Consider the following 12,790-nt stretch of genomic DNA (forward strand, 5'->3'; position numbering starts at 1 on the left):
TTACAGTAAAAAGAAGTTTATAAAACAATCGTTTAATCAGCTTTGTTTTGTTGTACAATATAGGCGTCTTACCGATTATTTATGATATATTTTACCGATCTAGATGGACTATTGTGATAGTTGACAGGAGAAAAAACATGTTCAGTAAGAAAAATTATAAGTTATTGCCAGCGAGTATCGTGATGGGATTGCTGGTGTCGAGTTTTGTGGTATTACAGGAAGTACATGCAGATATAACAAGTCTTGGTCGCCAGTCCGCAACACAGGTAGGCGGATTTGGTCGCAACGCAGTTGGCGGGAGTCAAGCTGATGCGACACATATTTACACCGTCAATAGCCGTCAAACTTTGTTAAAGGCCTTGGGTCAATCGACGAATGATGTGCCCAAAATCATATACCTTTCAGGTACTATTGACATGACGAAAGATAGTCAAGGGCGCACATTGACGGAAGATGACTATGCTCAAGGAACAGGCTATCACTTGGAAAGTTATTTAACAGCTTACAACCCTAGCACATGGGGTAAAAAGAAAGTTAGCGGCCAGCAAGAGATAAATCGTCTTGCCGCTCAAAGAAAACAAACAGAGCAAATTGAAGTTAAAGTACCGGCCAACACAACAATTATCGGGTTGCCAGGGGCGTCATTTGTGGGTGGCAATTTGATTTTGCAAAAAAACAACATTATTGTGCGGAATATTACTTTTGAAACACCGTATGATGATTTTCCGCAGTGGGATCCGACTGATGAGCGCACTGGCAACTGGAATTCACAATATGATGCTATATCAGTTCAAGGGGCTAGCAATGTCTGGTTAGATCATAACACTTTTGATGATGGACGCTACCACGATAGTCAAAATGGTACGTACTTTGGGCGTGAGTATCAACACCACGATGGTATGACTGATATCACAAATGGTGCTGATAACATTACGATATCAGATAGTGTTTATCGAAATCATGATAAGACTATGTTAATAGGTAATAGTGACAGTAAAACAAGTGATACCGGTAAATTACACGTTACCTTAGTAAGAAATTTATTTCAAAATACGGTCCAGCGTACACCCCGTGTGCGTTTTGGTGATGTGCAGGTGATTAATAATTTCTATCAAAATGATGGCACGAGCACATATCAATTCAAATACGCTTGGGGTCTGGGCAAAAAGGCGCAAATTAACGCCAAAAATAATGTATTCGTCATTGCTAAAAAATCACCAGTGGCCATCATTAATAAGTTCAAAGGCACTCAATTATCAGATGACGGTACAATCTTTAATACAAAGTTTGTTTCGGCTGCGTCTATTAGCCATACATCACCAACTACGAGCACATTAGGCTGGTCAGGACCACTGACAGCATCAAAACAATTGCCAGAAAGCATTTTGCAAACTGCTGGTTCAGGTGTTTTAAAGTAGTGTTTTGATTAAAAAGAATTGTTAATACAAAATGTTTGTTCAACGTTAAACAAAAAAATGATTGACATTTGTGACATTTTTTTCTAAAATGCAATGTATAAGTAAAGGGGAAAAAGATGTTAGATAAAACAATCTACAAACAAATTTTTAAAGCTAGTTTTAACGCCCCAATCGACGTTGAATTCTGGGATGGCGAGCAGGTCAGCTATGGTGAAGGAGAACCAATTGCCAAAATTATTCTCCATGACGTTATTCCAATTAAAGATATTATGGCCCATGCTTCACTAACCTTTGGTGAGGCTTATATGGACGGTAAAATCGACATTCAAGGTGACCTACAAAAGTTGGTCACTACTATCTATCAGTCTAAAGATAGCTTTATGAATAATTCGAAGTTTTCGAAATTTATTCCAAAGCATGCACACACGGAAAAAGTAAGTAAGCAGGATGTTCAGAGTCATTATGATATTGGTAATGATTTTTATGAGATGTGGCTAGATCCCACATTAACATACTCATGCGCGTATTTTGCTAGTGAAGAAGATTCATTAGAAACGGCACAATGGAATAAAGTTCGTCATATCTTGAATAAATTGCACGCGCAAGAAGGTGAAACGCTTTTGGATATTGGTTGTGGTTGGGGTACGCTTATTTTCACAGCGGCCAAAGAATATCACCTAGAGGCAACTGGTGTCACTCTTAGCCAAGAACAATATGATTACGTTTCTCAAAAGATTATTGATGAAGGTTTAGAAGGTCGAGTACACGTTTACTTGAAAGACTATCGTGAATTAACAGAGACATATGATCATGTTACGTCTGTTGGCATGTTCGAACATGTTGGTAAAGAAAATCTTGCAACTTATTTTGAACAAGTGAATGCACGTCTTGTTGACAATGGAACGGCTCTAATTCATGGTATCACTGGACAACATGATGGTGCAGGAGTTGATGCCTGGATCAACAAATATATTTTCCCCGGTGGCTATATTCCTAATATTGCCGAAAATGTTAATCACATTATGCAGGCTAGCTTGCAAATCGATGATATCGAGCCATTACGACGTCATTATCAACGTACTTTGGAAATGTGGACTAAAAACTTTCATGACGTTGAAGAGTCTGTTATTGCCAAATATGGTGAACGATTCTATCGAATGTGGGACTTGTACTTACAAGCATGTGCTTCATCCTTTGAATCAGGGAATATTGACGTTGTACAGTACCTATTAACCAAGGGTGCTTCTGCAACAAACTTACCAATGACACGTGCATACATTTATCAAGCAGATGTTGCGCATGGTGTTAAATAAACAAACTAATACAAAACACCTATCTCATAGTTACTTATGAGATAGGTGTTTTTATATAGTTTTTAGTAAACCTCACATGTTATAAATGATTTGACTTAACGCGATAATTGGTTTATATTGAAAGCGGTTACACAATGTCTTGTGCATTATTAGATAAAGAAAGGTAGGCAATTATAATGACATAGCATTAGTTGTGTTGCTGCAGTATTTACATCGATTTAAATCAGATAATGATAGTATACGAAAAGAGGCAAAAATGGTTGAAGCAGATTTTGGTGTTGTTGGTTTAGCAGTAATGGGTAGAAATTTAGCGTTAAATGTTGAATCGCGAGGATATCGTGTGGCTGTGTATAATCGTTCTCGTGAACGAACAGATGACCTCGTTAAAAAACATGCCGATAAAAAGTTTGTGCCCAGTTACACTGTGGCATCGTTCGTGAAAGCAATTAAGGCACCTCGACGCATTTTATTGATGGTAAAAGCTGGTAAAGGAACTGATGCTGTAATTAACGAGCTGTTACCACACCTTGAAAAAGGGGACACACTTATTGATGGTGGGAACACTTTCTTTGAAGATACAATTAGACGATCAGATACACTGGCAGCTTCGGGCATCAACTTTATTGGTATGGGTGTTTCAGGTGGCGAACTGGGGGCATTACAAGGCCCTTCATTGATGCCTGGTGGTCAACGCGATGCTTACGACTTAGTTGAGCCAATTTTGAAGCAAATTGCTGCCAAGGCTCCTGAAGATGGTGTGCCAACAGTAACATATGTTGGACCGAATGGAGCTGGACACTATGTGAAGATGGTACACAATGGCATCGAATATGGTGACATGCAACTAATTGCTGAATCGTATGATATTCTAAAGCGTGTGCTCAAATTAGATCAGCAACAACTCGCAACCACTTTTTCAGAGTGGAATACGGGTGAGCTTGATTCTTATCTTGTCGAGATTACGGCTGATATTTTGACCAGAAAAGACGATCAAGGCTCAGATAAGCCAATTGTTGATATGATTTTAGATCGAGCCGGTAACAAGGGAACTGGTAAATGGTCATCTCAGTCGGCATTAGAGGTAGGTGCACCACAATCACTGATTACTGAATCAGTTTACGCACGCTATATATCAGCTATGAAGGCCGATCGTGTAGCAGCCTCTGAAGTCCTTTCAGGACCAGAATTTTCATTTACAGGGGATGAAAAGGCAGCAATAGAAGATGTCCGCAAAGCACTGTACTTTGGAAAAATTATGTCTTATGCGCAAGGATTTGACCAATTGAGAATGGCATCTGAACACTATGATTGGCATTTGCCATTTGGCGAACTAGCACAATTATGGCGAGCAGGGGCTATTATTCGAGCACAATTCTTACAGCGTATTACTGATGCATTTACTAATAATACGGGGCTGCATAACTTGCTATTAGATCCATACTTCAAAGATATTGCGCAAGATTACCAGGCAGCAACCCGTCGAGTGGTTGCATTAGCTGTACAGGCTGGTATCCCAACACCATCTTTGTCCGCAGCGATTGCATATTATGATTCATATCGTTCAGCAGTTTTGCCAGCTAATTTAATCCAAGCACAACGTGATTATTTTGGCGCACATACGTATGAACGTACAGACAAAACTGCTGGTGAAATGTATCATTATGGCTGGTATGATGAGGCTTGAAAATATAAAATAAACAAGACGGCAGCAATGCTGTCTTTTATTATGCCGGTGTTCAATCATTTATATGATCAGTCAATAACAATTTTTTGTATTAATTATCACAATGCGATTCAATTTAAATCCGTACTAAAAAGAGTGTAATTGATAATTATTATTCTATTCACGTATGAATTTATAATTTTGATAAAATAAATTCTGTTTTTATAATCCTAAAGTGGCATAATAGAATTTATAAGGTGTCTTTAGGGCACTTTCAAATTTTTGGGGGTAATATATTATGTCTACTGTTGAAGAGCTAACAGACATTGTTGGAAAAGGTCACATTATCACGTCGCCTGCAAAGTCATTGCGTTATCGTAAAGGCTACCGTAGTGGTCAAGGTTCAGCATTAGCTGTTGTACTACCAGGTAATTTGATGGAATTGTGGCAAGTATTAAAAGTCTTGCACGATAACAACACAATTATTATTATGCAAGCTTCAAACACTAGTTTGACTGAAGGATCAATTCCTGCACCAGGATATGACCGTGATTGTGTTGTTGTCAATGGGACAAGAATTAAGGGTGTACAACTTATTAATGGTGGGGACGAAGTATTGGCCTTTCCAGGCACAACGTTGTTTAAATTGGAGAACGCATTAAAGCCGATTAATCGTGAACCCCACTCAGTTATTGGGTCGTCAAATCTAGGTGCCTCAGTTATTGGTGGTATTAACAATAATTCGGGTGGCGCGCTAATCCAACGTGGTCCAGCTTACACTGAGTTATCCCTTTATGCTCAGATCGACGAAAATGACGAGCTTCATTTGGTAAACCATTTGGGAATTGAATTAGGCAAGACACCTGAAGAAATGATTTACAATATCGAACATCGTAATTTTAATATTGACAATGTCCCTGCTGATAACAAGCGCGTTGGACATAATCGTAATTATGAAGCGCGTGTACGTGATGTATCATCTCATACACCTACACGTTATAATGCAGATCCTAATGAACTTTACGAAGTGTCTGGTGCATCAGGGAAGTTGGCAGCGTTTGCCGTGCGACTAGATACTTTCCCAAAAGATGGTGACTCACAAGTATTTTACATTGGAACCAACGATCCTAGCGTATTAGAAAAGTTACGGCGTCATATATTATCAGAGTTTAAAAATTTACCAGTGTCTGGTGAGTATATGCATAAAGATGCATATCAACTAGCAAAAAAATATGGTAAAGACTCTCTGATTGTTATTGATGCGTTGGGTACAAATACATTACCTTATTTGTTTGGTATGAAAGCCACAACCGAGCGGATACTGAGTCATATTCCAACATTTAAGCCATACTTCCCAGATCGCGTGTTACAACATATGGGTCAACTATTCCCCAATCAACTGCCAAAGCGTATGGAAGAATACAGTCAAAAGTATGATCACTATTTGCAGTTAAAGATGACGGGTTCAGGAATTGAAGAGGCGCGACGCTTTTTGAAGCCATTCTTTGCTGAAGAAGCAGGTGATTACTTTGAAGCAACACCAAAAGAGGCAGATAGAATAGCGACGCACCGCTATGTTACCGCAGGTGTGGCCATTCGATATGAAGAAGTTTTCCAAAAGCAGCATATCCAGATTCTACCGTTAGATATTGCTTTACCACGTAATGAATTTGATTGGTTTGAACATTTGCCTAAGGAAATTGAAGATAAAATTGAACACAAAATTTATTATGGTCATTTTCTTGATCATGTTATGCATCAAGACTATATTCTCAAAAAAGGTGTCGATGCACATGAGCTAAAACAAGAAATGCTAAAATTGTTAGACAAACGTGGTGCTATTTATCCAGCCGAACATAATGTTGGACACTTATATCATGCAGCTTCTACTTTGGTAGCACATTACAAGCGCAACGACCCTACAAATAGTTTCAACCCAGGTATCGGTATGACATCAATGTCTAAATACTGGGGAAATTATTGATAAAAAACAAAGACTTAGTATTCTAAGTCTTTGTTTTTTTATTTAACATGTTGTCTTACAAACAACATGATGTTATACTACTTGTATTAAATAAAACAACATGTTTTGAAAAAGGAAGGTTTTGTCATGAAATATGCAATTACTGCAGCAACTGGTCGTTTTGGACAAGCGGCTTTCAATCAATTAAAGCAATTAGTGCCAATTGAAGATATTGTGATTGTGGCTCGAAATAAGGAAAAAGCGCAAGCAATGTTTGGTAACGTCACAGTACGCCAAGCTGATTATGATAATGTTGATGCTTTGAAACAAGCCTTTAATGGGGTCAATCGGGTGCTATTTATTTCTTCACAACCAGGTGGGCAAGTACCACGGTTGACGCAACATTTGAACGTTGTGGAAGCATTGTCAGCCAATCAAGTGCAGTTGACAGTTTATACGAGTTTCCCAAAAGCTGAAACAGCGATTAGTGCACTGGCTCACGATCACCGTGAAACAGAAAAAGCATTAACGCAATCAGGACTTAATGCTGTGTTTGCTAGAAATAACTGGTATCTTGAAAATGAACAAGGCTTCTTGTCAAGTGGGGCAACAAATCAGGTTGCTGCTTTCTGGGCTAGTGGACGTGCAGGTTGGGCACTTGAACGAGAATATGCAGAAGCAGCTGCTAAGCTCTTAGTTGCTGAAACCCATAAATCTATTTATGAATTTGCTGGACCAATTAATGACTATCAGGCACTTGGTAGTGCTTTGATTGCAGCAACTGGTAAGAAAATTGATATTTTAGCACAAACACGAACAGAATACATTGAGGCATTGGAACATACTGGTTTGAACCATGATATGGCCAGTCTGTTTGCTTCTTTCCAAGCACCAATCGAAGAAGGATCATTAGATTATGGTACAACAGATTTGATAGACGTTCTGGGACATAATTTAGTACCATTACCCGAGGCTATTAACGACATATTGAAGGCATAATTTGCTGTTTGATTTATGATATAATAATGCCCGTGGTGTCGTAATTTATAAAATAGGGAGCTGACTAATGCGTTTTTCATATAAATTAAGTGATGCAATCCATATTTTGACATACATTGACATCTTTCAGGGGAATGATTTATCAAGTCAAGCTATTGCAGCCAGTATAGGCTCCAATGCCAGTGTTGTAAGAAACTTAATGCGTGATTTGCGTGTCGCGGGATTACTCGTGACGAAACAAGGTGCTGCTGCACCAATATTAGCTAAATCACCTGAAGATATTAGTCTCTATGATGTTTATATTGCGATTAATATGGTTCATACTTTACTGCATATTGATCCTAAAACAAATCCGAATTGTTTGGTGGGAAGTCGTATTCAGGATACATTAAATAATTTTTATACAGAAGTTGAAGTAGCAGCGTACGAAAAAATGCGACATATATCATTGGCAGATGTGACGCAACATATTTTGAACGCAAATGAGATATCTGAATAGTAAAAAACGCGCGTGTGGCAATGTCTGACACGCGTTTTTTGTTGACTTTTTTGGTCTAATATGACACAATGTCAATATATTGACATTGTGTCATATTAATTTGTAAGGAGTAAACTATGAAAAGTGGATTACTAAATTTAAGTACTCGAAAACAGGAAAAGATTAAGCAGGCCTTACTATCAGAATTTTCTAACGTGTCATTATTAGAAGCAAAAGTAGCCAACATCGTCACGTTGGCAGAGATATCTCGAGGTTCTTTTTATACTTATTTTGAGGATATTTATGATGCTTACCAGTGGCTTGCAAGTATTGTATTTAAAAATATCCATCAAAGCCTAGAACAAACGCAAGACAGTTTATCTGCGGCTGAAAACTTCATTTTAGAAGCTAAAGATAGTCCTTACTATAATTTTTTGTGCCAATATTATACTGTTAACGATGCTGTGATGAACAGTCAAAAAAAACCCAGTAGTGGTTATTTTGACGATTTGAGTCATCTTAAAGATGACAATGAGATTAGCGATTGGTTGATTGCTCAAGCAATACATCGTTTAATAAGAAGCTATTTTATGTATCCGGAAAAATCAGCCGACATTATACAGTCGTTTCAAGCCCTGAAGGTTTGGCAAAAAAGGAGTTGAGCAATGTTTTTAGCCATTAATGAAATGTTAAAAGAAAAGGTGAGATATACGTTAGTCATTGCAGTGATTACATTGATTAGCTTTTTAATTTTTATTTTGAGTGCCTTAGCATTGGGCTTGTCAAATGAAAATACTGCTGCGGTTAATTCGTGGCATACGCAAAGTGTTGCTTTGAATAAAGATGCGGATGGTAATTTGAGCCAATCTTTGATGACTCAAAGTATGGTAACTAACTTAAAGAAACAATCTCATGCTGAAACTGTGGGTATCGCGCCAGCGATTATAAAATATAAACAAAACCATCGTGACGCTGCAACTTATATTGGCTTGGATAAAAGTAAAGCTATTTATCAAACGCTCAAAATTGTTTCAGGTCATCAGCCAACGAATCAAGATGAGGTATTAGTATCTGACAAGCTAAAAAATAAAGGCCTATCGCTTGGCGATAACATCACGATAGGCATGCTACCAAAAAAATTAGTTGTTGTGGGTTTTGTTAAACAAGCAACTTATAATATGGCTCCGATTGTCTATGGCTCTTTGAGTAACTGGTCCGGTGTTAAAGGTGTGTCGTCACATTATGCAGCAAGTGGCGTGATTAGTCAAAAAAATATCGCAATTGAGGATAAAGAGAATGTCTCGGTTTTAACAAGACAACAATTATTTAATAAGATGCCTGGGTATACGGCGCAAAATAGTACCTTTTTGTTTATGATTTCATTTTTAATAATTATATCAATTGTTGTGGTTGCTATTTTCCTGTATATTTTAACAATTCAAAAAATGCCTAACTTGGCAGTATTAAGAACGCAAGGTATACCTAGTCGTTATTTGATCGTCAATACGCTTAGTGAAACGACAATCATCATGACGATTGCAGTTAGCCTGGGACTCGTTTTATGTGCTATCAGTAGTTGGTTGCTACCGGTTGCTGTACCGATGTATTTTGACCCGTATCTCATTATTTCTGTAGCATTCGGCCTAGTCATTACCGGTATCATTGCCGCATTAATCCCAATTCGACTTATTATGAAGATTGAACCCAAACAAGGGATAGGAGGATAACAAGATGGCTAGTTTGAAGCTGGTTGACGTTACTAAAGTATTTGGCGAGGGAACTAATGAGGTTGTAGCGCTCAATCGTGTTAATTTTGAATCTCGTCAAGGAGAATTAACCCTGATACTTGGACCATCAGGCTCTGGCAAAAGTACATTATTGACCATTATCGGGGGATTACAGTCACCAACCTCGGGTGAAGTTTATGTAAACGGTCAGTTAGTAGATGTTAAAGACGTCAAAAGTTCTGATTTTTTTCGGTTGAATCAAGTTGGTTTTGTTTTACAGTCTCATAGCTTGGTCCCCTTTTTAACTGTGAAAAAGCAATTTGAATTAGCTGATCGTGTTAAAAAACAAAATAATTTGCAAACCGAACAATTTAATCATTACCTGCAAATTTTAGGGATTGACCAATTATTGGATAAATATCCAAATCAGTTATCAGGTGGTCAATCTCAACGCGTTGCTATCGCTAGAGCCATATATACTAATCCTGATTTTATTCTTGCAGACGAACCAACCGCAGCATTGGATAGTGGTCGTGTTAAAAAGGTGGGCGAATTATTTAAACAAATTGCCACAGCAGAAGATAAAGCTGTTGTTATTGTGACGCATGATTTACGGTTAGAGCAATTCGCAGATCATGTTTATCATATTGAAGATGGCGCGATTACACAAACAAAGTAAGCAAAAGAACCTAGCCGAAGCGCTAGGTTCTTTTGCTAATCAGTGAGCCTAAATATAGGTTAAAATGCAGTGTATTACGTATTATAATTAGTCAAAATATAAGTTGACAATATAGTGTCAATGCTTTACTATTTAGTTAGTTATATATATAATAAACTAAATAAAAGGATAACCTATGACATTAGAGGACTATTTTAACGAAGCACGAACGGTGATGGTACATCTTCTCTATTTGACCAATGCAAAGTCTTTGGATCACGATTTATCTGACAACCAAAGACGTACATTAGAAGTCTTACTCGAAAATGATGACTTGACTGCTGGGCGAATTACCGAAACACTTGATATTAAGCCATCAAGTACCACAGCAATTATTAAACAACTTACTAAATTACAGTATGTCACTAAACATAAAGATATGGCTGATTCACGTATTACGCGCATTAAATTAACAGATAACGGTAGATCAAAAGCAGTGGCATTACAGGAGCGCTTAGAATTAATTGATAGTATTTTTTTTAAGCCGTTATCTGCCAAAGAACGACAACAATTATTTGAATTGCTGCAAAAAATGGCTACGTATCTAAGTTCTGATACTTATCTAGATGCAATGCGGCAATTGGTCTCTGATGACCGGCAATCTCAACGTATGTTGGAACATTTACAAGATGTGAGCCGAGATCGACGTCATATCAATCATTTACGTCAACATATGAGCCATGATTACTGGCACCATCATAATGATTAAACAGATAGTAAAGGAGTAGCGGTATAATACCGTTAACATAAAATAATGGACGAACATGAAGTACATCGCGCAAAGGGACAGTTTAAGTTTGGTGAGTTCTTCTCACTAATTAATCAAGTTTCACCAAAATATTGGCTGATGAGCATCGGCGTATTGATCGGTTTGGTCGGCACGGCCATTAACTTAGTCGTGCCTAAAATTGCAGCTAATCTAATCAATACTTTTTCTAAAGGAATTGATTATCATTTATTATTAACTGTTATCATATTATTCATTTTGTCAAGCGCGCTTTCTGTTGTGGGTGGTGCGTTACTAGGCTTTTTCGGCCAAGATGTTGTATCAAAGTTGCGTCAGAAAATATGGGCCCAATTAATGATCTTACGCGTGAGTTATTTTGATGAGGTCAAAGCGGGTGAAATGTCTTCGAGACTTGTGAATGATTCCTCTCAAGTACAAGAACTATTAGCTTCAAAAATACCAAGTGCGCTATCTGCTATATTAACAGTTATCGGTGCAGTCTTTATGATGTTTACAATGGATTGGCATATGTCACTGGTTGTGGTTGCTTCGGTACCAGTGGCAGTGGTTTTATTGACACCCTTGATGCTATATGCGGGTCGGTTATCGCTTAAGCGGCAAGATGCTATCGCTGACTTTAATGGTAGTGCATCAGAAGTATTGGGAGAAATTCGCTTAGTAAAATCTTCTAATGCTGAAAAACAAGCAACGCAATCAACAAATGGTGTTATTGGTCGTTTATACCAAATCGGCTTACGTGAAACGGTTTACGATGCAGCTATGGGTCCTATTATGATGATGATTATGATGGGGATGGTATTTGGGTTGTTAGCATTTGGTATTTATCGTGTGTCTCATGGCGCTATGACTATTGGCACACTCACATCATTTTTGATGTACATCTTTAATTTGATTGGTGCAGTACCTCTGTTAGGTACTGTATTTAGTGAAATGAGCAAAGCTGCAGGTGCAACGACACGAATTTGGGAAATTTTACGTGAACCGCAGGAAGACTTCACGGCTGGTGATTCAATAAATGTTGAAGGGCAAACACTTAGGGCGTCACATGTAGACTTTGGGTATACAACAGAAGAAAATATTTTAACAGATGTCTCTTTTGAAGCGAAACCAAATACGGTAATTGCCTTTGCCGGCCCTTCTGGTGGCGGTAAGTCAACAATATTTAGTCTTGTCGAACGTTTTTATGAACCCACTTCAGGCATTATTAGCATAGGCGATAGTCCATTAAATCAAGTGAATCTTGCCAGTTGGCGTTCACAAATTGGTTTTGTTTCTCAAGATTCGGCTATTTTAGCGGGAACTATTCGTGATAATTTAACATTTGGTTTGTCTGGGGAATACTCTGATGAGCAGCTATGGCATGTCTTGTCATTAGCTTATGCTAAAACATTTGTGGCTGAAATGCCAGCGCAATTGGAAACCCAAGTAGGGGAGCGTGGTATTAAAGTTTCGGGTGGCCAGCGTCAGCGTTTAGCTATAGCACGTGCCTTTTTACGAGACCCTAAGATTTTAATGTTGGATGAGGCAACGGCTAGTTTAGATTCACAATCAGAAGCGATGGTGCAAAAAGCTTTGGAGAGATTGATGGCTAATCGTACAACGTTAGTGATTGCACATCGCTTATCAACTATTGTCGGAGCGGATCAAATTTACTTCATTGAGCACGGTCGTGTGAGTGGCTTTGGTACACACCAAGAACTGATGTCAAATCATCCATTGTATCGTGAATATGTTCAGGGACAGGCTATTAATCAATAAAGAAA

At 38.1% G+C, this 12,790-nt stretch carries 11 protein-coding genes; all 11 read left to right on the top strand.

From position 1 onward, the window contains the following. Positions 1 to 137 precede the first annotated feature (137 nt). Positions 138 to 1,418, top strand: coding sequence for a pectate lyase family protein (locus tag C5L21_RS05425; RefSeq protein WP_085699162.1), 1,281 nt, complete (start codon positions 138 to 140; stop codon positions 1,416 to 1,418). Between the two features lie 116 nt (positions 1,419 to 1,534). After that, positions 1,535 to 2,731 carry an SAM-dependent methyltransferase gene (locus C5L21_RS05430; protein WP_004902779.1) on the top strand — a complete coding sequence of 399 codons (1,197 nt, stop codon included), beginning with the start codon at positions 1,535 to 1,537 and terminating at the stop codon, positions 2,729 to 2,731. Positions 2,732 to 2,987: 256 nt separating this feature from the next. Continuing rightward, a complete protein-coding gene (gene gndA, locus C5L21_RS05435; protein ID WP_133286138.1) occupies positions 2,988 to 4,415 on the top strand; it encodes an NADP-dependent phosphogluconate dehydrogenase in 1,428 nt (475 codons plus the stop codon). A 277-nt stretch (positions 4,416 to 4,692) separates the two neighbouring features. Beyond that, positions 4,693 to 6,378 carry a D-lactate dehydrogenase gene (dld, locus tag C5L21_RS05440; protein ID WP_085699160.1) on the top strand — a complete coding sequence of 562 codons (1,686 nt, stop codon included), beginning with the start codon at positions 4,693 to 4,695 and terminating at the stop codon, positions 6,376 to 6,378. Positions 6,379 to 6,504: 126 nt separating this feature from the next. Next, a complete protein-coding gene (locus C5L21_RS05445) occupies positions 6,505 to 7,356 on the top strand; it encodes an NAD(P)H-binding protein (RefSeq protein WP_004902773.1) in 852 nt (283 codons plus the stop codon). A gap of 67 nt (positions 7,357 to 7,423) precedes the next feature. After that, positions 7,424 to 7,855, top strand: coding sequence for an Rrf2 family transcriptional regulator (locus C5L21_RS05450; RefSeq protein WP_004905190.1), 432 nt, complete (start codon positions 7,424 to 7,426; stop codon positions 7,853 to 7,855). Between the two features lie 116 nt (positions 7,856 to 7,971). Then, on the top strand, positions 7,972 to 8,496 hold the full coding sequence (locus C5L21_RS05455; RefSeq protein WP_085699156.1) for a TetR/AcrR family transcriptional regulator: 525 nt from the start codon (positions 7,972 to 7,974) through the stop codon (positions 8,494 to 8,496). Positions 8,497 to 8,499: 3 nt separating this feature from the next. Beyond that, entirely contained in the window at positions 8,500 to 9,561 is a 1,062-nt protein-coding gene (locus C5L21_RS05460; RefSeq protein WP_085699154.1) for an ABC transporter permease, read from the top strand. Positions 9,562 to 9,565: 4 nt separating this feature from the next. Further along, the gene (locus tag C5L21_RS05465) at positions 9,566 to 10,240 is read left to right on the top strand and encodes an ABC transporter ATP-binding protein (RefSeq protein ID WP_085699153.1); all 675 of its coding nucleotides are present in this window, start codon (positions 9,566 to 9,568) and stop codon (positions 10,238 to 10,240) included. A gap of 175 nt (positions 10,241 to 10,415) precedes the next feature. Next, positions 10,416 to 10,988 (top strand): MarR family winged helix-turn-helix transcriptional regulator, encoded by a 573-nt coding sequence (locus C5L21_RS05470; RefSeq protein WP_085699151.1) that lies wholly within the window; start codon positions 10,416 to 10,418, stop codon positions 10,986 to 10,988. Between the two features lie 45 nt (positions 10,989 to 11,033). After that, positions 11,034 to 12,785 (top strand): ABC transporter ATP-binding protein, encoded by a 1,752-nt coding sequence (locus tag C5L21_RS05475; protein ID WP_133286139.1) that lies wholly within the window; start codon positions 11,034 to 11,036, stop codon positions 12,783 to 12,785. Positions 12,786 to 12,790: the final 5 nt, after the last annotated feature.

Source organism: Leuconostoc citreum (genome assembly GCF_004354555.1).
Lineage (GTDB): Bacteria > Bacillota > Bacilli > Lactobacillales > Lactobacillaceae > Leuconostoc > Leuconostoc citreum.